Consider the following 21,649-nt stretch of genomic DNA (forward strand, 5'->3'; position numbering starts at 1 on the left):
AAATGTATTTTACAAAAATGCATGGTTTAGGAAACAATTATATTTTTATTAATTTACTAGAAAATACTTTGCAAGAACAAATACTTCCAACTCTAGCAAAAAATCTTTCTGATGTGAGATTTGGAATTGGTTCTGACGGGATGATTCTTATTTGCGATTCAAAAGTAGCCGACTTTCGAATGCGTATCTTTAACGCAGATGGTTCAGAGGGGAAAAATTGCGGAAATGGATTAAGATGTGTAGCGAAATATCTATATGATCATCAATTTATAGATTCAACGTGTTTTACTATAGAAACACTTGGCGGTATCGTTGAGGTTCACATTTCTCAAGAAAATACAAAAGAAGTGGAATTCGTCACAGTTGATATGGGTGAACCGAAATTGTTAAAAGGAATGATTCCAATGAAAGGTGACCCAACAACAAAGACTATCAATGAACCATTGACGATAGGAGGAAATGTTTACTACTTAACTTGTGTTTCAATGGGTAACCCTCACGCCATTATGTTTGTTGATGATGTTCATAATGTACCGTTAGAAACAATCGGCCCAATGATTGAATTCTCCGATTTATTCCCTGAAAGAGTAAATGTTGGTGTTGTAGAGGTAAAAAATGACAATGAAATCGACTATCGAGTTTGGGAAAGAGGCTCTGGTTTAACAATGGCTTGCGGTACAGGTGCTTGTGCGGCGGTTGTCGCAGCCACGCTCAATGGAAAACTGAAGCAAAACCAAGTAATAACAGTCCATCTTCCAGGAGGTGATTTAGAAATTCATTGGGATGAACATAACCACGTTTGGAAAAAAGGCAGAGCAGAATACATTTGCCACGGTGAAATAAAATTAGATTATTTCACAAAAGAAACAATGCTGTAACAAGCAATCAAATAAATGAAATTTCAATAGATAATAGGAGGAATTTAATATGAAAAAAAATTATACAAAAGAAGACATTTTAAAAATTGCTGAACAGGAAAATGTGCGCTACATTCGGTTACAATTTACAGATCTATTTGGAATTATTAAAAATGTTGAAATACCGCTTAGTCAATTACCAAAAGCTTTAGATAACAAGATTATGTTTGATGGTTCTTCTATTGAAGGATTTGTAAGAATCGAAGAATCAGATATGTATTTATATCCCGATTTAAATACTTGGCTTATCTTCCCTTGGGAAGCAGAACAAGGTAGAAAAATTGCACGTTTAATTTGTGATGTATATTTACCAGATGGTACTCCTTTCCCTGGTGATCCCCGTGGCGTATTAAAACGGGTACTAAAGGAAGCGAATGAACTTGGATTTACAGCAATGAACGTAGGTCCAGAACCGGAATTCTTTTTGTTTAAAGCAGATGAACATGGCAATCCAACAATGGAGTTGAACGACAATGGAGGTTACTTCGATTTAGCTCCAACAGATTTAGGGGAAAACTGCCGTCGTGATATTGTTCTTACCTTAGAAGAAATGGGCTTTGAAATTGAAGCATCCCACCATGAAGTTGCCCCTGGACAACATGAAATTGATTTCAAATATTCCGATGCAGTCGATGCAGCCGATCAAATTCAAACATTTAAATTAGTAGTAAAAAATATTGCTAGAAAACATGGTCTACATGCCACATTTATGCCAAAACCTCTCTATGGCGTAAACGGTTCAGGAATGCACTGTCACCAATCTCTATTCCGCGGTAAAGAAAATGCCTTCTTTGATGAGAAAGATGAATTAGGATTAAGTGAAACTGCTAAACAATATTTAGCCGGAATTTTAAAACATGCTTATAGTTTTGCAGCCATTACAAATCCGACAGTCAATTCTTATAAGCGATTAGTTCCTGGTTATGAAGCACCTTGTTATATTGCATGGTCAGGAAAAAATCGTAGTCCACTCGTTCGTATCCCAGCAAGCCGTGGTTTAAGTACCCGCATTGAATTAAGAAACCCAGATCCATCCGCAAACCCATATCTTGCCCTAGCTGTAATGCTGGCAGCTGGTTTAGATGGCATTAAAAATAAATTAACACTTTGTGACCCAGTAAACTCTAACATTTATAAAATGGATGAGGAACAATTAGATCAATTAAACATTCGCAGTCTACCAGCTAGTTTAAAAGAAGCGATTGACGCACTCGAACAAAATGAAGTCATTAAAGCTGCACTTGGCGAACATATTACAACGCACTTTATTGAAGCAAAACGTATTGAATGGGATGAATTTAGAATCAACGTGCATCCATGGGAACGTGAACGTTATATCACTTTATATTAACTACTTAAAGGAGGACGTTATATGAAAAAAGTTGAGGTAATTACGCGTCCAGAAGTGTTTAAAGAATTGCGAGATAATTTATTCTCAATTGGAGTCGGTGGCATGACCGTTACGGAAGCTGCCGGTACAGGCAAACAAAAAGGTGTGGAGGGGATGTTTCGAGGTACAACTTTTGAAATTAAAGTATTGCCAAAGTTGAAAATTGAATTGGTTGTAGAAGATGGGAAAGTAGATCAAGTGATAGAAGTGATTCAAAGAACATGCAAAACTGGATCGGTAGGTGATGGAAAAATTTTTATTATCCCTGTTGAAGAAGCAATTCGCATCCGAACAGGGGAACATGGTAAAGAAGCGATTATATAAGTTGAGAGGAGTCGAGTGAAGATGAAGAAAAAAATGCTATCTATTTTTCCATTATTATTGTTCGCTGCAATGCCAGCTTATGCACAAGCACCAACTGTTGAGTCGATAGAATTGTCTGTGAATCTAGTTTGGGTCATGTTAGGTGCTATATTAGTATTCTTCATGCATGCTGGATTTACTTTGGTGGAAACAGGATTTACGAGAGCAAAAAACTCGTTAAACATCATCATGAAAAACTTCTTAACGATTAGTATTGTTTCCATTTTGTATTATCTTGTTGGCTTCGGTTTGATGTTTGGTGATTCAGCTGGAGGTATGTTTGGAACAAATGGATTTTTCTTATCGGGAAGAGAAGATATCGACTTTTTCGTATTCCAAGCAATGTTTGCTGCAACTTCCATTACCATTATTTCAGGTGCTGTAGCAGAACGGATAAGAATCATGAGCTATATAATGATTGCTGTTGCAATGAGCATCATTGTTTATCCTATCATAGGCCATTGGGTTTGGTCAGGTGACGGATGGCTTGCACAGCTCGGATTTACAGATTTTGCTGGTTCCACAGTGGTGCACTTAACTGGTGCGATTGCCGCATTAACCGTTGTCATCTTCCTCGGGCCTCGTATCGGAAAATATACAGGTAAAAAGGTCAATGTGATTCCAGGCCATAACATACCTCTAGGTGCTTTAGGTGTATTCGTACTTTGGTTAGGCTGGTTTGGTTTCAACGGTGCAAGCACCCTTGCAGCAGATACAAGTTTAGTACCACATGTCATTGCAACGACACTACTTTCTACATCGGCAGCTTTTGTGACGTCTGCCGTTTATACAAAAATCCGCTTTGGAAAAATTGATCCGTCCATTTCACTAAATGGTGTACTCGGTGGATTAGTAGGGATTACAGCAGGTGCAGCAGATATTTCCATTCTAGGTTCAATTATAGTTGGATTCGTATCAGGTATTTTATTAGTAGAAGGTGTTCGTTTCTTAGATGCAAAAGTACGTGTCGATGATCCGGTTGGTGCTATTGCTGTTCATGGTATTTGTGGTATTTGGGGCACTCTTGCAATCGGATTGTTCTCGACAGCTAGCGGTTTATTCTATGGGTATGGAGCTTCTCAACTAGGCGTTCAAGCAATTGGAGTTTTAGCCGTTATCAGTTATACATTCTTAATTGTAAGTGTTGCAACAGTTCTGATTAACTTTATTCATCCGATTCGTGTATCAAGCGAAGATGAAATTGCAGGTCTCGATTATTCTGAACATGGCTCTTATGCATATGAATGGAGTCAAACCTTGCTTGAAAGAGTAATCAATGGCAATGACGAAAAACCTGAACACGGTTTAGGTTTAGCCGATCGTTTGAATAATCTAGGACACGGGGTAGTAAAAAGTAAAACTTCTTAAGTTGTTTTGAGTGGGAAATTCATACAGTGGGTTAACATTGTTTTGCGATTCTATTGAAGATCTGGAGACAATACTTTCAGCCTGAGGAAGATTTCCTCAGGCTTTTTTAATTTGTACAAAGATACATCCGTTACCACACTAACTAGTTGGAAAATGGATGTGAAATGGGAATAAGATTGACGCCAGAAACCAGTTAATCGAAGAAGGTAAACAGTATATGGTTACGTATAAATGGAATAATAAAAACCCTGATGAAAGGAAATTAATTCAAATTATGCCTGTCAATAATTAATAGATTTGATGATTCCCTAAAACCAGTAGGCGACGATTCATAAGTATGAATCGTTGCTTTTTTTAGTGCGCCTGGCATGGGTGTAATCTATAGGGTGTAAGTCCCGAACTGTGAAGGCAGAAGTAACAGTTAGCTTAACGCAAGGGTGTCCTTGGTGACGCGGAATCTGAAGGAAGCGAGCGGCAAACTTCCGGTCTGAGGAACACGAACTTCATATAAGGCTAGGTATCATTGGATGAGTTTGCTAAACAAAACAAAGTCCTTTCTGCCAAAGGTGGTACAGAGTAAATGAAGCAGATAGATGGAAGGAAAGATTACATTCTTACCCGGGGAGGTCTGGCGGATATGTGAAGTACGCTTCATAACCTACTTAGTGATAAGTAGCTGAACCGTCAGAAGTCAGCAGAGGTCATAGTATTAGTTGGTTTAGAACTACTAAGAAGGACCGAACAATTAAGAGAGAATAGCCCTTGGCATTCAGTGAGTCATGATGAACACAGAAAACGTAGTACCTCACTTGAGGAAGGAAGCGGTGAATCCCGTGGGAGACCTCTTGGAGGGTGGAGTGACCACTGGCATAAAGAGAACAGCTATTCACGGAAGTTATAAAGACTTGCGTCAATCATCTTAATTGAACCGCCGTATACGGAACCGTACGTACGGTGGTGTGAGAGGACGGGAGTTAATCGCTCCCTCCTACTCGATTAAATTGTAAAGTCTGATTTGTATGACTTTAAAACTATTTAATTTTGTTTTATAAGAGATAAAATCATATTTTGGTAAGATGGAAAATTAGACTGATTACACTAAATGAAAAATAAATCGATAATTCTAAAGTTTTACAAAATAAAGATTTTAAAAGAATATATCAAAAAGTTAGAAATTTATATCGATATAATAATGGGTTTTTTTTCAGCAAGTGTTGATTTAGAAAAGAAGATATTTCTTTTTAGGATCAATGCATGAATTTTATATTTTAAATACTGGAGGTTAAATGAAGTATGAGAAGATCTTAATTATTTTCCCAAGATTTACTTTTAACATTAATTATCAACATTATTCCAAACCAGTTAAGCTAAATAAATTAAACAAATAGAAAACAAAAATTTCAAAATCAGTTTTAGGCAAAGGAGATGCCACTTTTCAACTAGGGGAGGACTATCAGTGAAAAAAGTTTCAAAAAAAATCAGCAAGTTTAGCTTTCGTAATTTTCATATAAAATTATTTATTTCCATTACAATTATTGTAATCCTTTCTTCTTTGCTAATTGGCACATTATCTTATCAAACATCCAAGGAAGAATTAAGAAACCAAATATTGGATAATGTTTCGGCTAATGTATCTAGAATCGATGATGTTATCAAGGATCTAATTCAACCGAAAATGACGGATATTCAAATATTGTCAAATCGTATAAGAGGATCCCAATTTCAAGAATCCAATCATTCTGAAATACGTAAATGGCTGAAATTTTATCAAGAATCCCATCCCGAAATTGCTGGCGTCTATGTAGGAAATGAAGACGGAATATTTGTGAAGGAACCAGCACATTTAGCGGTTAAAGCTGGATACGATCCTAGAGAAAGAGATTGGTATATTCAAGCCATGGAGAATAAAGGAGAAACCTTTATTTCAGAACCTTATGTTGCTGCAAGTACAGGAAAAATGGTGATTACCATCTCCAAAGCTCTCGATGATGGCACTGGAGTTGCAGGAATTGACATCAATCTTGATAAGTTGGAAGAATTAGTGAAAAACATTCAAATTGGCAAGGCGGGATATGGACTCGTTTTAGACAAAAACAATAAATATATTGCTCATCCATCTGCTGAATTGGGAAGTGAAGCCATAGATTCGATTTACGACAAATTGTATGAGAAAGATAAAGGACAGGTTAATGGAGTATTAAATGGAGAATCCGTAATTTTACATTTCATTACGGATGAATTGACTGGGTGGAAAATCGGCGGACTGATTTATGAGAAAGAAATTGATGAAGCAAATGAAGCTATCTTACATTTATCATGGATTGTAGGAACTATTGCGATTATCTTTGGTATCTTTGCTGCTGTTTTCATCATTAAATCTTTAAGCAGACCGATTAAACAATTGGGTGATTTAGCCGTAAAAGTCAGTGGAGGGGACTTGACCCAATACGCAAAAATATCGACAAATGACGTGATTGGAAAGTTAGGAATGGCTTTTAATGAAATGATTGATGGGTTGCGTACTTTGACTCTTCAAATAGACGAAACAGCCGAAAAAGTCGCGGCTACATCGGAACAATTGTCTGCCAGCTCCGAAGAAACGACTGCAGCAACTGAACAAGTGTCCAATTCGATTCAAGAAGTATCGAAAAATGCAGAAGCGCAGACAAGTATGGTTGAGAATGTATCCCATATCTTTAAAAAAGTTTCGCAAGGAGTGGAGGACATCGCCGAACGTTCATCCAACGTGACGGAACTTTCACGCAAAGCTATTCAGGTGGCAGACATAGGCGGCCAAGCTGTTTCCAAAACGGTTGAACAAATGAAATCCATTCATACATCTGTTAGCCAATCACAGTCCATTATTCATTCTTTATATGATAGTTCAAAACAAATCAATGAAATTTTAAATGTAATTACTGGAATTGCCGATCAAACGAATTTGCTTGCTTTAAATGCGGCTATTGAAGCTGCCCGTGCAGGTGAACATGGCAAAGGATTTGCTGTAGTCGCTGATGAAGTAAGAAGCCTTGCCGAACAAACCCAATCATCAGCTAAAGAAATTCAGGAGATTATTAAGAAAATTCAAGATGATACGGAAAATACAGTAAAGATGATGAAACAGATTTCTGTAAATGTAGATGATGGGGTAGAGATTACAAGCGAAGCCATTGAACAATTCAACCACATTCTCCAAACAACGAAAGAAATTTCGCCGCAAATGGAAGAAGTTTCTGAAGCAGTGAAAGAAATGTCCAAAGCTCTTCAACATGTCAATGAAGAATTGGATGGTCTTGTGGAAGTGGCTCAAGGTAATAATGCGGCATCTGAAGAAGTTGTCGCAACAGTGGAAGAACAGTTGGCTGCGATGCAGGAAATTTCCGCTTCGGCCCAGTCCCTTGCATCAATGGCAGAAGAATTGAAATCTGTCACATCTAATATGAAATATCATTGATGAAGCAACTTCAATATTACATCTTGATGGCGTAATGAGAAAAGGGTTCTTTTCGATTCATCCATCAGTACAAACTGTTTTGAGTGACTAAATATTTTGGATGACGATGTAAATTAGGCAGGAGAGTTTAATCTTCTGCCTATTTTTCTTTTTAAAAAGTATTAGTCTAATTACAAATGTTATCCATTTGCAAAAAATTTTTGTATAATTCAAGATATGACTATCAAAAGAGAGGAAAAGAAGATGTTAAAGCATTTTTTTTCTTACTATAAACCACATAAACGATTATTTATCATCGACTTTTCATGTGCTGTCTTTGTGGCTATTTTAGATTTGTTTTTCCCAATTGCGGTGCAATGGTTTATTGATGTCTTATTACCTGAAGGCGATTGGGGAAAAATTGTACAAGTCAGCATTTTATTATTACTTGTTTACATTTTAAGCACCATCATGAACTTCGTTGTCAACTACTTGGGTCATAAACTAGGAATTAATATTGAAACCGACATGCGTCGCGATTTATTTAATCACATCCAAAAACAAAGCTTTAAATTTTTTGATAATACAAAAACGGGCCATATTATGAGCCGCATTACAAATGATCTTTTTGATATTGGTGAATTTGCGCACCATGGTCCAGAAGATTTCTTTATTGCAATGATGACATTTATTGGTGCGTTCATTATTATGTTCCAAGTAAATCCGACATTGACGTTTATTGCACTTGTTTTCACACCCTTTTTAATTTGGTTAGTGACTTACTGCAACAATAAAATGAACAATGCTTGGAAAGAAATGTATAGTAAAATTGCGGATGTTAATGGAAGAGTAGAAGATAGTGTTTCAGGAATCCGGGTTGTTAAATCATTTACAAACGAAGAATTTGAAATGAAGCGCTTTAAACAACAAAACGGATATTTCCGCGCTGCCAAACTATTTGCTTATAAAGTGATGGCAGGGACACACTCAAGCATCTATTTTATGACACGACTATTGACTTTAGTCATTTTAGTGGTAGGTGCTTGGTTGAGTTATAATGGCAAATTGACATATGGTGAATTAGTAAGTTTCGTATTATATACAAATGTATTAATTAAACCTATTGATAAAATTAGTGCATTACTTGAACTGTATCCAAAAGGAATGGCAGGATTTAAACGTTTCCGGGAATTACTGATGCAAGATCCGGAAATTCAGGATCGTCCCAATGCTGTAGCAGTTCCTCATTTACAAGGAAATATCTCTTTCAACAATGTATCGTTCCAGTACGATGAATCAAAGCCGGTATTACGGAATATTTCATTTAATATCCAAGCTGGCCAAACAATCGCATTTGTCGGTCCATCTGGAGCAGGGAAGACAACAATCTGTTCATTAATTCCCCGCTTCTATGATGTAAACGCAGGGGCGATTACTATTGATGGAATCGACGTACGAGATATCACACAAAAATCGTTGCGTGAACAGATTGGCATTGTACAGCAAGATGTATTCTTATTTACTGGTACAATTCGTGAAAATATAGAATACGGAAGACTAGGTGCAAGCTTTGAGGAAATACAAGCGGCTGCTGAGAAGGCTCATTTGAAAGAATTTATCGAATCTCTTCCAGATGGTTATGAAACGCAGATTGGGGAGCGCGGCTTAAAATTATCAGGAGGTCAAAAACAGCGTATAGCCATTGCACGTATGTTCCTAAAAAATCCGCCAATTTTAATATTAGATGAAGCCACTTCTGCACTGGATACTGAAACAGAAATGATGATTCAAAAATCTTTGAACGAGTTGTCCAAAAATCGTACAACATTAGTCATTGCGCATCGACTTGCAACGATTCGCAACGCCGATCGTATAATTGTTGTAACGAAAAATGGAATTGAAGAACAAGGCACTTATGAGGAACTAATTGCTTTAAATGGCGTATTTGCAAAATTGCATCATATCCAGTTTCAAAAAAATGAGGAGGAATTTATCTCTATCTAAAAGATTATTGGAGTTAATGGAGAAGCTGGGACAGAACTAAAATTGGCCTTCTTAAAATCGAATTATCATTAGCATTTCGATATTTAATTAAACCGAATGATATTGAAGCTCAGAATAGAGTTTCAATAATCGTTCGGTTTTTCTATTGGCTGAAAACCTTTTGTCTCAACTCTTTTCTTAATTAGCAATTATCTATTTTTTAGTCAAATTATCAAAAATCCCAGTAGCCATTCATTTCTAATATGTATTATTCCATATCTTCAATTTAATGAAAGAATAAGAAAAAAGGGAATCGTCTAAAAATTTAAAACGATCCCCTTTTTATGCTACACTTCCAAACAGAATTTTCTATCAACTTAGAAAACACTAATTCTTTTCTTAAAATAATACCATTAATTAAAAGGATTTTCTTTCTTTAAGCTTTCAGGAAGTTCTGGTTCATGAAAAACTAATGTACATCCCATAGTAGTTGCTGTATTAGCTAATAAAATAACCAAACCTGAAATTTTGCTGACAAGTAATTTTCTAAACATTCTCTTTACCTCCTACAAATTTTTGTGTTAATACAGAAATAAGTTGTAATGTTATTCCGTAAAAAATGAAAATTCTGCTGGAAGGTATAAATATGAAACAAAGCCATAAAACAAACAATCTAAAAGCTATTTTCTTTTTTAAATACTGTCTATGTTTATAATTAAAAACAGGACGTTTACTCGTACCAATTGGTGAAAAAATAAATAAAAATAAAGACATTGTACCAGTGAATAAAATCAACCATTCTATACTTAGATGAAAATCTTTTATGATGATTACACCAATTGGAAATGCAAGTATACTCATCAGTAAACAAACAATATTATTTTGAAAATGAAACCCCAAGCAAACTTGTCTCAAAATAAAAAATACAATGTGAGTGAAAAAAGTGATAAAAAAACAATCTAATAATATGGCGATCAGATAGATAATGATAATTTTCCAAATATCATTCAATATTAATCTCACGCCAAATTTTATTTTTTCTCTCTCTAAATTATTGTAATGTTCTAGAGTAAGCATATTGACTATTCGATTCTCAATATTCGATAGAAAATTCATAAACACCACCACATCATTATCTTAATGTAAATTTTGATTAAATGGAGTTTTATGTCATAAGTGTTTAAATTTTACTCCTAGATGTAACAAAAACTATTAAACTTAACGAGTATATTGCGAGTTTTACAGTAAAATAGTTATTGAACTTAATATATTTACAAGCATCTTCATTATTTTCTTTCATCTAAATTTTTTATTATAGGATTATGGTGTATAATGTGAAATGTGTGCTATTTTTTCGTATAAATATTTCCATAATCCTATTTCATTTATCTTAATTAGTGAATGTAAGTTGCGATAAATAATGTTTGGGATATGCCATCCCAAAATTACTAACATATAAAAATCACTATTTTTCAATCATGAAAAATAGTGATTTTCCAACTTATCCTTGATTAAAATAATACTCAAATCAATCAAACGAATTATTTTTTGATAACCCTATCATATATTCAAGGCTTAAAGGGGAGAGTTACAATTTCAGATTTACTTATTGTTAGTATTATTGAATTTACTGTAATCTGCCTATCGATTTTTTATTTGCAAAAAATAAAATTAAATCTATTTTCTGTTTCCATTAGTCTATCAATAGCTGTTATATCATTAGTTTCATTTTATTTTCTGGAATCATGGATTGCCATCATTATACTATTTGGTAGTATCGTGTTAGCTCTGATTTTTCACTCTAATTTATTTAAAATATGTATTGATTTATGTTTAATTATTTTCATCGGAATGATTTCAGACCACATTGCCCAACTGGTTTTAAATAAAAACAATAATGTCTTTTTCCACTCTCTAATCTTTGCACTTTGTTATGCAATATTATTTATAATCATTAATTTACTCATAAATTTATATAAACGAGATTATTTGCCCATTAATTTTATTACCAAGTTTCTCATCAGTATTTTATGTTGTGTAACTGTCATCGTCTTATATTTGAACATTTTTATTCCAACATCATACGAAGAATTGCAGCTAACAAGAATTAATCTAATCATTCAAATATGTTACTTAATTGTTATGTCATTTTTGTTCATCTTACTTATTTATAGTATCAACGAAACGAATAAATTAAAGCATGAGAAGATACAAAAAGCATTGTTTTCTCAATATATGAGTTCATTAAATGAAATTAATATTGAAATGCAAAAATTTCGTCATGATTATAAAAATATTTTAATTACAATGGAGAGATACATAGATAATAAAGATTTAGATGGTTTAAAAAAATATTTTAAAGAAAAAATCATAAATACTGAAAAAAATACACTATTAAAAAATTCCTTAATTCATGATTTAGGGAATTTAGAACTGATGGAACTAAAAGGATTATTACTAACAAAACTATTAACAGCTGTAGAGAAGAAAATTGATATACAAATCGAAATTCCAGAAAAAATCGATTCTATTTATATGGATATTATTGATTTATCAAGAATGATAGGGATTTTAATTGACAACGCTATAGAAGCAAGTATTGAATGTGAGAATCCCTTTATCAATCTTGCTATTATGAAAACAAATGATAATTCAGTATTAATGATTATTGAAAATAATTTCACCAATACATTAGATATTCATCAACTTTATAAAAATCATTATTCAACAAAAAAAGGAAACCGTGGCTACGGCCTAAACAATGTTAAGGATATTTTAAATAACTACCCAAATGTACTAATGAATACGAGCATTGAGGAAAATATCTTTATCCAAGAAATTGAAATAAGATAAAGGTGATGTTTCTTGAAGGTCATAATTTGCGAAGATGATTTAGAACAAAGACAATTTCTGCAGAATGTCATAAGAAGATATTCAAGTTTTCATTTGCCAAGTATTGAAATTGCATTATGTGCTTCAACACCAGAAGAAGTCATATCTTATATCGAAAATCATTCAGCTGAATGTTACATATTAGATATTGAATTGAATAGCAGTATCAACGGTTTAGAATTAGCTAGAATTATACGAAAACAAGATCCATTAGCAACTATTATTTTTGTAACGACCTTTGCCAATAAACTAAAATTAACCTTTAAATACAAAGTAGCAGCTCTTGATTTCATTATTAAAACGTCGAATCAACAATTACTTGCTAACAATATCATCGAAGCATTGACAACTGCATATCAACATTATTTGACACTTGGCCATAATAGTTCTACAAAAGTACTTCAAATAAAAGTAGGAGAGAATATAAAAAATATTCGTTATGAAGATATTTATTATTTTGAAACCTCTTCAATACCTCATAAAATAAGAGTGCATTCAAAAAATGGCATCTATGAGTTTTATGGAAAATTAAAAGATTTAGAGAAATTGGATCCAAGATTTTGTAGATCACATAACAGCTATCTAATAAATATTGATTATTTGCACGAATATGATGTAAAAAATAAAATATTAATAATGGAAAATGGACATGAATGCTTGGTTTCATACAGATATGCTAAAAATATTGTGAAACACTTAGTGTAATGGATGCGTAAAATGTGGGTTTCTAGAAAGTCGAAAACTTTGAACTGCTAACTGTCAAGTAGACAGTAATTCAAAATTGTTTAACGAATTCTAATCAATTATGATTATATGAAAAGGATAGATGAAGCAGGAAACCTGTTCATCTATCCTTTTTAAATGAAATGTTCAATGTGAATCCATTAAATAATTTAATAGATTTTCCTTCATACTATTTACTCATCCATTATTACAGTCATTTCAACATCTTTTGATTTTTTTGTTGAAAGTGCAAAATATCCAATCGTAATGAGGATAAAGGCAGCCATGTAGCTTAATAGTATGAAGTTGTTCTGCCATAAGAATGAAATATCCCCACTTGAGATTGCAGCTTTAAAGGATTGGATTGAATAAGTCATTGGCAATAGTGCATTGATTGGTTGAAGTGTGTTTGGTAGCAACTCCATTGGGAATGTACCTGCACTTGTTGTTAATTGTAAAATTAATATAATAATCGCTATAAATCGTCCAGTGTCTCCTAATAATGTGACAAGCATTTGAATAAGTGTCATAAACACAATGCTTACAATTATGGAAGTTAGGATGAACAACGGAAGATTTACAACTTCTAGTTTTAATGCCAATAATAAAATGCAATCTACTAATAGTGCTTGAATGATACCGACAATGGCAATCACACCAAATTTACTACCAAACCAAGTGAAAGCATTTTTCGGTCGGATGACTGGTCGTTTTAATTCAAATACAATGGATAACATTAGTGCTCCTACGAATAAGCCTAGTGACATAAAATATGGTGAGAAGCCTGTTCCGTAATTTGGCACTTCATTTACTGCCTCTTTTTGAATAACAACCGGTTCACCCATCATGTCATACGTATCTTCATTTGCCTTAACTGAACCAGCTTCTTCAGCTCCATCAGCAAGTTTGTCAGCTAATTCCGTTGTACCATCTAACAATTTATCTGTGCCGGATTTTAATTGATTTGAACCATCTGCTAGTTGATTTGCACCGTCTTGAAGTTGACCTGCACCAGAAGTTAACTGTTTCATGCCTAAGCTTAATTCCCCAGCGCCATTTGTTAAATCAACTGAACCAGTATAAAGTTTATTTACACCATTTTGCAATGTTTGTTGTCCAGCATTAATTTGGTCAAGACCTGCAATTAATTGATCAAAGGCAGGGCCAGTTTGAGTTTTTAATTGCTCTTCAATACCATCAGCTGAAGAAAGCAATTGATTTGTTAGTGAAGTTTCAAATTGTGTTAACCCTTCTTTGAGTCCTTTGCTGATACCCGTAGAAATTTGAGGTTCTAATTGGGCTTTTAATTGGGTTTTATATTGCTCTTCAATTTGTTCCTTCGTAGGAACATTGCTTGCTAGCTGCGCGATAAAGGCAGCAGCTTGTTCTTCACTCATAATGTTGTTGGCAACGAGAGCAGCCTGAATTTGTTCTAAGTTTTGAGTTTGTGTTGATATGGATTGTACTGCAAGTTGGCTTGATAGTTGATTGACAATTCCAGCTGTCAGTTGTGTTGAAAGTTCTGCAGATAATTGAGTTTCTAATTGATCGATTCCATTACTAATATTCTCAACACTATTTTTAAGATTTTCAGAAATTCCTGTAGCAACTTGAGCTGGAAGTTGATCTTTCATTTGTTTTAGGCCATCTTCTACTTGAGATGTTCCTTCGACAAGGGATGGAAGATTTTCGTTCACTTGACGAAGACCATCTTTCAATTGACTAGAGCCAGCAGCAATCGAGCTTGAACCATCACTTGCACGGTTTACGCCTTCTTTGAATTCAATCATTTTTGAAGCCAATGTTGCAAGATTGTCACTCAATGTTTTTGAACCATCATTTAAATCAGCTACACCATCTTTTAATTGGCTTGCTCCATCGCTTGCTTGGCTAATTCCATCTGCTAACTTTGAAATGGAATCAAACATGGTTTCGGAATAAGTTGAAATGATATTTTTGGAGATTTCCGCTTTGATTTCTCTCATGGCAGTTTCTCCAATTTGAGCTGAAAGGAAGTTTGTACTTTCATTCGGAACATATTTTAGTTCCAATTTTTTCGGTTCATCATCTAGAATCGTTGTTGCATTTTTAGAAAAATTTTCTGGTATTTCCACTAGCAAATAAAAATCTCGATTCTCTAAACCTTTATAACCTTCTTCCTTTGAAACTACTTTGAAATTAAACTGTTCACTGTCATTGAGTTTTTCAGCAAGTTCTTTCCCGATTTCCAACGTTTTTCCTTCAAATTCAGCACCGGAATCTTCATTGACAATGGCAACTGGCAAGTCTTCTAAGTGCGCATATGGGTCCCAAAATGCCCAAATAAACATTCCTGTATACAGTACAGGAACAAGCGCAACTGCTAAAACCGATATGAGAATTTTCCGGTTTGAAAGAAGAAATTTTAGTTCCGCCATAAATGACGATTTTTTCATTTTGTTACCTCCTGGAAGTAATGACTATTTTGTTCATTTGGTCATTCTTGCGTAATATATATAGGGTACTCTAATACATTGAGACCCTTAAAACCTTAAAGTTATTTAGCCAATCCATCAATGAAATATAATTTAAATAAATTAGATATTTCTTCTTTATCAATAGCTGGATGCTGCTTTTCCCAATCAAATATTAAAGCAACATACATTTTTAACATAACAAATGCTGTGATTTCAGGATTGCACTCTTTAATTTCACCACGGTCAATTGCTTCTTGTATAATTCCCTTCATGTAGTGAATGACTGCTTGTTCAACACGCTGTATTACTTCTGCTACTGCTTGTGTTCCCAGTTCTCTTTCTTCTTGAAAAAGTTTGATTGTGAGCTGATGAGACTGTCGAAATTCTAGAAGTCTTAATAATACACGATTAATGTTTTCATCGAAGCTACTATTAGGATTAATGGCTTTTTCTGCTTCAGTTTTCATATCTTTAATAAGAGATGTAATAATTTCATCAAATAGTTCTTCCTTATTTTTAAAGAATGTATAAATTGTACCTTTTCCCACATTGGCAAGTTTCGCGATTTGATCCATCGTGGTTGCTTTGTATCCAAATAAAGAAAAGGATTTTTTTGCAGCTTCAAGTATTAATTGTTTTCTGTCAACGCTCAATACATTCACCTCACTTTAATAAATTATGACCAAATGAGAAAATTAGTCATTTGTTTCACGTAATGTACTTTACCACACAATATCTCCCTTTGCAAGTGTATTTACATGTTATGTAGTTTTTTTATTATCTTAGTAAATTCGCTGATTCGTAAGAAACGATTCAATAAATCAATCGTTATATGCTGTAAATCTATGTCAGAAAATACTTCACTGAAACTTTATCGAAAATAGAATCGTAATAATGGGGAAATTTCTTAAATGAAGGAGAGTAAACTATGTCATTTTTTAACAAAATGCTAGCATCTTTTGGTATTGGTTCAGCAAAAGTGGATACTCAGTTGGAGAAGTCTTCCTACAGTGCTGGTGAAACGGTGCGCGGTGAAGTAGAAGTATATGGAGGAAATGTTGCTCAACAAATCAATACGATTTATTTCACTTTATATACGACTTATATAAAAGAAGTCGATGATCGAAAAGTTTCGGTTCCATTTGCATTCCATAAATTCAAAATTAGTGATCCTTTTATGATTCAAGCAAATGAAACAAAAATCATCCCGTTTTCTTTCGTGCTGCCAGTAGACACACCTGTAACGATAGGAAATTCTAGAGTATGGGTGAAAACGGAATTAGACATTCAAAGCGGTGTGGATTCAACAGATAAAGACTTTATAGAAGTTCGTCCATCAAGATTGGCTTCTCATGTGTTAAATGCTGTACAACATTTAGGTTTTCGTTTACGAAAAGCGGAAAATGAACAAGTATCATTCCGATACCGAAAAAACTATCCTTTTATTCAAGAATTTGAATTTGTTCCAGTAACAGGGCCGTTTCGAGGTCGATTAGATGAACTAGAGATTGCTTTTCTTTCCCAAGAGGAAGGCTACGTGGAATTATTATTGGAAGTGGACAGAAGAGCAAGGGGACTTGGTGGATTGTTTGCTGAAATGTTGGATGTGGATGAAAGCCACGTGCGCGTTACATTTACAGAAGCGGATATGTACCATATTGAATCTAAGCTTCAACAAATTATTTCGAGATATTCATAATGTAAAAATCTATTATCTTTTATATAAAACAGAGATTGCCAACAGAATGAGCGGACTAGTGAAGTTAGGATCCTAGTTCGCTCGTATAACAGGCTATTTTTTCCTACATTTTCAGTGAGTTAGTAATTTTAAGTGTTTCAAATCTAAAACAAATTCACCGGATTTTAATATATCAAGTCCAATCAAACCTTGAATATTAAATCCTTGCAATGTTCCAAAATCAATATGAACATTAGGAAACGTCTTTTCGCCAATTTTTACATAATCCAATTTTTTCATAAAACTATATTCTACTCCACCGATTCCATAATGACGAACTAGCGAATCTCCGTTTTCAAAATAGATACCTATCTCTTGTACTGAATCAATATTGATAAAGGAATGGGAGGCACCTGAATCGATTGCAACTCGGCTTAACAATTTACTTTTCCCTTTATAGCAAATTTCAATTGTTGATAGCAATAAACCATCTTCAAAGAGAAGCTGCATATTTTACCTCCCAAAAGCTTTTATTTCCATTCTATTTCAATTTGTTAATCAATATTCAATTTGTACTTATATGTGTTTTATTTCTATTACGCAGAATAAAACCAATTGCAATAACGATGAATATTAATAATAATTGGAACAAGATTATAGGTAACGGATTTGTTAAATAAGGCTGAACATAAGCATCTTGAATAATCATTTTTGATGCAGTCCATGCAAGGACACCAGCACCTAAATAGATGAAAATAGGAAATTTTTCGATGATGCGAATGACAATTGTACTTCCCCAAACAATTATGGGAATAGAGATAAGGAGACCAAAGATGACTAGTAGCATATTTCCATAAGCTGCTCCTGCAACCGCAATAATATTATCAATGCCCATTAAAAAATCTGCTAACATGATTGTCCAAGCTGCACCCCAAAAGGATTTCTTTGATACGCGTATATCGGTATTTTCTTCAGTCACTAGCAGTTTTATCGCTATATATACTAACAATACGCCGCCAATAAATAGTAATCCATCAATTTCTAACAATTTCACTGCAAGCAGTGTAAAGATAATGCGCATAAAAATGGCAGCTAGCGTTCCAATGATAATAACCTTTTTTTGTTGTTTCGATGGCAGATTTTTTGCAACCATTCCAATCAATAATGCATTATCGCCAGCAAGAACAAGATCGATAAAAATAATAGACATTAGTGCAGTGTAAAATTCCATCGAAATAGTTTCCATATCTGCTCTCCCATCTATACTTTTTTGGAAAGTATATGTCCTACCATCCATGTTAAGAAGTAATTTACAAAGAAGGTATTTTTAATTGACATGAAATTATCGTTTTTTTATAATTTAGTGAGAATATTTCAATTCGTACTATGTATCATAAACAGCTTATACTTCAATACGATGATGGAGAGAGTACGTTTTTGTCCAGTGGAAAGAGAGAGATTCCGTAGGCTGAAAGAATCTTCACTAGTGGCAATTGCGGAAAGCTACTCCAGAGTGCAGTTAAAACCTGCCGTTCACTTACGTTACAGTGGCTAGAGTGACAGTTTCAAAATGAAACGGTTAAACGAGTATTTAGGTGTACGATATGAAATGAAACTGTAACGAGGGTGGTACCGCGAAATTTAATGTCTTCGTCCCTTATTGGGATGAAGGCTTTTTTTTAATTTCAAAAATATTAGTAGGAGGTAATATTGAATGAAAGCAGCAGACATTCGTCGCAAATTTTTAGATTTTTTTATTGAAAAAGGCCATGCAGTTGAACCATCAGCTTCATTAATTCCAGTGAATGACCCGTCTTTACTTTGGATTAACTCTGGGGTAGCGACTTTAAAAAGATATTTTGATGGTCGTGAAATTCCTGAAAATCCACGTATTACAAATGCTCAGAAATCCATTCGTACAAACGATATAGAAAACGTAGGGAAAACGGCTCGCCACCATACATTTTTCGAAATGTTAGGTAACTTCTCTATTGGTGACTACTTTAAGCGAGAAGCAATTCATTATGCTTGGGAGTTTTTAACAGATCCAAAATGGATGGGATTTGACCCAGAACTGCTTTCAGTAACAATCCATCCAGAAGATGAAGAAGCTTATAACATTTGGAAAAATGAAATTGGCTTACCAGAAGAACGTATCGTTCGCATTGAAGGAAACTTCTGGGATATCGGGGAAGGTCCATCTGGTCCAAATTCAGAGATTTTCTATGATCGCGGTCCAGAATATGGCGATGATCCAAACGATCCAGAATTATTCCCAGGTGGCGAAAATGAACGTTACTTAGAAGTTTGGAACTTAGTGTTCTCTCAATTTAATCACAATCCAGATGGCACATATACGCCGCTACCTAAACAAAACATCGATACGGGTATGGGCCTTGAACGGATTACTTCTGTCGTACAAAACGTTCCGACAAACTTTGATACAGATTTATTTATGCCAATCATTGAAAAAATTGAAGAGTTTGCAAACCGTCGTTACAAACGACCTGGTGAAATTGATTTGAAAGAAATTTTCAACAATAAAGAAGATATCAACACACCGTTTAAAGTAATTGCGGACCATATTCGAACAGTCGCATTTGCCATCGGTGATGGAGCGCTTCCATCAAATGAAGGACGCGGTTACGTAATTCGCCGTTTATTACGTCGTGCTGTAAGATATGCAAAACAAATCGGTATTGAAAAGCCATTTATGTTTGAACTCGTTCCAACTGTTGGAGAAATTATGAAAGACTTCTATCCAGAAGTAAGTGAGAAAAGTGAATTTATTCAACGAGTTGTGAAAAATGAAGAGATTCGTTTCCTAGAAACATTAGATGGTGGCCTTGAAATTTTAAATGAAGTAATTGAACGTGAAAAGAAATTAGGGCGTAATGAAATACCAGGTGAAGACGCGTTCCGCTTATATGATACGTATGGATTCCCAATTGAATTAACAGAGGAATATGCTGAAGAACAAGGAATGACAATCGATTACGAAGGTTTTGAAGCGGAGATGGAAAAACAGCGTGAACGAGCAAGAAGTGCACGTGTTGATGTTGATTCTATGCAAGTGCAAAATGAAGTATTAACGAACTTAAAACAACCTTCCGTATTCGTTGGATATGAAGTGGCAGAATGTGACTCAACCATCGTTGCTATGGTAGGAAACGGTCAGGAAGTAAATGTAGCTTCTGAAGGAGAAGAGGTATTAGTCATTTTAGCGGAAACACCATTCTATGCTGAAATGGGTGGTCAAATCGCTGATAAAGGTACTCTTGAGAGCGATACATTCAAAGCTGTTGTAAAAGATGTTCAACTTGCACCGAACGGGCAGCATCTTCATACAGTAATTGTTGAATCAGGTGAAATGCATCTTAACGATCATGTAAAGGCGCAAGTGAATGCAGAAGAAAGAAAACTGATTGTGAAAAACCATACGGCAACTCACTTATTACACCGTGCTTTAAAAGATGTATTAGGTGAACATGTAAATCAAGCTGGTTCATATGTAGGTCCAGATCGTTTACGCTTTGACTTTACACACTTCGGACAAGCAACAAAAGAAGAGTTAGAAAAAATTGAACAAATCATCAATGAAAAAATTTGGGACGACATTGAAGTAGTTATTGAAGAAATGCCGATTGACGAAGCAAAAGCTCTTGGTGCTATGGCCCTCTTCGGCGAAAAATATGGAGATATCGTTCGCGTTGTACAAGTAAGCGATTATTCAATTGAGCTTTGCGGTGGTTTACACGTAAACCGCACATCTGAAATTGGATTGTTCAAAATCGTTTCAGAAGGTGGAATTGGTGCCGGGGTAAGACGTATTGAAGCTGTTACTGGTAAGGGGGCATATCTTGCAGTAAAAGAAGAAGAAAAAATCTTGCAAGAAGCAGCTGCACAATTTAAAGCAAATCCAAAAGACTTAGTAATGAGAATTCAAGGCTTACAAAGTGAATATAAAGAATTACAACGAGAAAATGAATCATTATCACAAAAATTGGCAAACCTTGAAGCAGCAAACGTTCTTGATTCAGCACAAAAAATCGGCGATATAACTGTTTTATCTACACGAGTAGAGGCAAAAGATAATAATCAACTTCGTCAAATGATGGATGATTTAAAAGTGAAGCTTGAAAAAGCAGTTATTGTTCTTGGAGCTATTGACGGAGATAAAGTCATGCTTTGTGCAGGTGTAACAAAAGATATTGCTGGTAAAGAATATCATGCAGGTAACATCGTCAAAACAGTAGCTGAGAAATGCGGAGGAAAAGGTGGCGGTCGTCCTGACATGGCAATGGCTGGTGCGAAAGAAGTTTCAAAACTTGATGAAGCCCTTCAATCTGTGTATGATTACGTTAAATCTATATAATAATTAAAAAGAAATCTATTTCACTGACTAATTGAATCAGTTATAATATAGAAAATGGAGCTAGAATTTCC

16 protein-coding genes and 1 other annotated feature are annotated in these 21,649 nt (G+C 34.5%); of the genes, 10 read left to right on the plus strand and 6 right to left on the minus strand.

Going from position 1 to position 21,649, the window contains the following annotated elements:
- Positions 1 to 2: 2 nt before the first annotated feature.
- The 6 genes from dapF (at position 3) to HF990_RS09895 (ending at position 9,475) form a co-directional block, all read left to right on the plus strand.
- The gene (dapF, locus tag HF990_RS09870) at positions 3 to 878 is read left to right on the plus strand and encodes a diaminopimelate epimerase (protein WP_016839417.1); all 876 of its coding nucleotides are present in this window, start codon (positions 3 to 5) and stop codon (positions 876 to 878) included.
- Positions 879 to 927: 49 nt separating this feature from the next.
- Positions 928 to 2,268 (plus strand): type I glutamate--ammonia ligase, encoded by a 1,341-nt coding sequence (gene glnA / locus HF990_RS09875; protein ID WP_016839418.1) that lies wholly within the window; start codon positions 928 to 930, stop codon positions 2,266 to 2,268.
- Between the two features lie 21 nt (positions 2,269 to 2,289).
- On the plus strand, positions 2,290 to 2,631 hold the full coding sequence (locus HF990_RS09880) for a P-II family nitrogen regulator (RefSeq protein ID WP_096551303.1): 342 nt from the start codon (positions 2,290 to 2,292) through the stop codon (positions 2,629 to 2,631).
- Between the two features lie 21 nt (positions 2,632 to 2,652).
- A complete protein-coding gene (locus HF990_RS09885) occupies positions 2,653 to 4,038 on the plus strand; it encodes an ammonium transporter (protein ID WP_168412521.1) in 1,386 nt (461 codons plus the stop codon).
- Between the two features lie 1,456 nt (positions 4,039 to 5,494).
- Positions 5,495 to 7,492, plus strand: a complete 1,998-nt coding sequence (locus HF990_RS09890) for a methyl-accepting chemotaxis protein (protein WP_016839650.1) — start codon at positions 5,495 to 5,497, stop codon at positions 7,490 to 7,492.
- Positions 7,493 to 7,735: 243 nt separating this feature from the next.
- A complete protein-coding gene (locus HF990_RS09895) occupies positions 7,736 to 9,475 on the plus strand; it encodes an ABC transporter ATP-binding protein (protein ID WP_016839649.1) in 1,740 nt (579 codons plus the stop codon).
- 392 nt (positions 9,476 to 9,867) lie between these two features.
- On the opposite strand, the gene HF990_RS09900 is transcribed toward HF990_RS09895, so the two are convergent.
- Both HF990_RS09900 and HF990_RS09905 read right to left on the minus strand, forming a co-directional pair.
- Positions 9,868 to 10,008: a cyclic lactone autoinducer peptide gene (locus HF990_RS09900; protein WP_016839648.1), complete on the minus strand. Its 141-nt coding sequence runs from the start codon at positions 10,006 to 10,008 to the stop codon at positions 9,868 to 9,870.
- On the minus strand, positions 10,001 to 10,570 hold the full coding sequence (locus HF990_RS09905) for an accessory gene regulator ArgB-like protein (protein ID WP_016839647.1): 570 nt from the start codon (positions 10,568 to 10,570) through the stop codon (positions 10,001 to 10,003). Before HF990_RS09905 ends, HF990_RS09900 begins: the two co-directional genes overlap by 8 nt.
- A 540-nt stretch (positions 10,571 to 11,110) precedes the next feature.
- On the opposite strand from HF990_RS09905, the gene HF990_RS09910 reads away from it, so the two are divergent.
- Both HF990_RS09910 and HF990_RS09915 read left to right on the plus strand, forming a co-directional pair.
- Positions 11,111 to 12,307, plus strand: a complete 1,197-nt coding sequence (locus tag HF990_RS09910) for a GHKL domain-containing protein (RefSeq protein WP_168412522.1) — start codon at positions 11,111 to 11,113, stop codon at positions 12,305 to 12,307.
- A 12-nt stretch (positions 12,308 to 12,319) separates the two neighbouring features.
- The gene (locus HF990_RS09915; RefSeq protein ID WP_016839645.1) at positions 12,320 to 13,051 is read left to right on the plus strand and encodes a LytR/AlgR family response regulator transcription factor; all 732 of its coding nucleotides are present in this window, start codon (positions 12,320 to 12,322) and stop codon (positions 13,049 to 13,051) included.
- Between the two features lie 212 nt (positions 13,052 to 13,263).
- On the opposite strand, the gene HF990_RS09920 is transcribed toward HF990_RS09915, so the two are convergent.
- Together HF990_RS09920 and HF990_RS09925 are read right to left on the minus strand one after the other, a co-directional pair.
- Positions 13,264 to 15,504 (minus strand): YhgE/Pip domain-containing protein, encoded by a 2,241-nt coding sequence (locus HF990_RS09920; RefSeq protein WP_168412523.1) that lies wholly within the window; start codon positions 15,502 to 15,504, stop codon positions 13,264 to 13,266.
- Between the two features lie 101 nt (positions 15,505 to 15,605).
- Positions 15,606 to 16,178, minus strand: a complete 573-nt coding sequence (locus HF990_RS09925) for a TetR/AcrR family transcriptional regulator (RefSeq protein ID WP_016838617.1) — start codon at positions 16,176 to 16,178, stop codon at positions 15,606 to 15,608.
- A 275-nt stretch (positions 16,179 to 16,453) separates the two neighbouring features.
- Here HF990_RS09925 and HF990_RS09930 point away from each other — a divergent pair, with 275 nt between their 5' ends.
- Positions 16,454 to 17,224, plus strand: a complete 771-nt coding sequence (locus tag HF990_RS09930) for a sporulation protein (RefSeq protein WP_016838616.1) — start codon at positions 16,454 to 16,456, stop codon at positions 17,222 to 17,224.
- Positions 17,225 to 17,335: 111 nt separating this feature from the next.
- Here the strand turns inward: HF990_RS09930 and HF990_RS09935 are convergent, their stop codons facing one another.
- On the minus strand, positions 17,336 to 17,713 hold the full coding sequence (locus HF990_RS09935; protein ID WP_016838615.1) for an aspartyl protease family protein: 378 nt from the start codon (positions 17,711 to 17,713) through the stop codon (positions 17,336 to 17,338).
- Positions 17,714 to 17,768: 55 nt separating this feature from the next.
- A complete protein-coding gene (locus tag HF990_RS09940) occupies positions 17,769 to 18,449 on the minus strand; it encodes a TerC family protein (RefSeq protein WP_016838614.1) in 681 nt (226 codons plus the stop codon).
- Positions 18,450 to 18,611: 162 nt separating this feature from the next.
- Positions 18,612 to 18,864 (plus strand) — a binding site (T-box leader).
- A 53-nt stretch (positions 18,865 to 18,917) separates the two neighbouring features.
- Here HF990_RS09940 and alaS point away from each other — a divergent pair.
- Positions 18,918 to 21,578, plus strand: coding sequence for an alanine--tRNA ligase (gene alaS / locus HF990_RS09945; protein ID WP_168412524.1), 2,661 nt, complete (start codon positions 18,918 to 18,920; stop codon positions 21,576 to 21,578).
- Positions 21,579 to 21,649 lie beyond the last annotated feature (71 nt).

The sequence above is a fragment of the Ureibacillus thermosphaericus genome, assembly GCF_012396605.1.
GTDB classification, from domain to species: Bacteria; Bacillota; Bacilli; order Bacillales_A; family Planococcaceae; genus Ureibacillus; species Ureibacillus thermosphaericus.

Bases quoted from the DNA above. Each gene is read 5' to 3' on its own strand.
- dapF (WP_016839417.1), top strand. From the start codon at position 3: ATGTATTTTACAAAAATGCATGGTTTAGGAAACAATTATATTTTTATT.
- glnA (WP_016839418.1), top strand. From the start codon at position 928: ATGAAAAAAAATTATACAAAAGAAGACATTTTAAAAATTGCTGAACAG.
- HF990_RS09880 (WP_096551303.1), top strand. From the start codon at position 2,290: ATGAAAAAAGTTGAGGTAATTACGCGTCCAGAAGTGTTTAAAGAATTG.
- HF990_RS09885 (WP_168412521.1), top strand. From the start codon at position 2,653: ATGAAGAAAAAAATGCTATCTATTTTTCCATTATTATTGTTCGCTGCA.
- HF990_RS09895 (WP_016839649.1), top strand. From the start codon at position 7,736: ATGTTAAAGCATTTTTTTTCTTACTATAAACCACATAAACGATTATTT.
- HF990_RS09900 (WP_016839648.1), bottom strand. From the start codon at position 10,008: ATGTTTAGAAAATTACTTGTCAGCAAAATTTCAGGTTTGGTTATTTTA.
- HF990_RS09905 (WP_016839647.1), bottom strand. From the start codon at position 10,570: ATGAATTTTCTATCGAATATTGAGAATCGAATAGTCAATATGCTTACT.
- HF990_RS09920 (WP_168412523.1), bottom strand. From the start codon at position 15,504: ATGAAAAAATCGTCATTTATGGCGGAACTAAAATTTCTTCTTTCAAAC.
- HF990_RS09930 (WP_016838616.1), top strand. From the start codon at position 16,454: ATGTCATTTTTTAACAAAATGCTAGCATCTTTTGGTATTGGTTCAGCA.
- HF990_RS09935 (WP_016838615.1), bottom strand. From the start codon at position 17,713: ATGCAGCTTCTCTTTGAAGATGGTTTATTGCTATCAACAATTGAAATT.
- HF990_RS09940 (WP_016838614.1), bottom strand. From the start codon at position 18,449: ATGGAAACTATTTCGATGGAATTTTACACTGCACTAATGTCTATTATT.
- alaS (WP_168412524.1), top strand. From the start codon at position 18,918: ATGAAAGCAGCAGACATTCGTCGCAAATTTTTAGATTTTTTTATTGAA.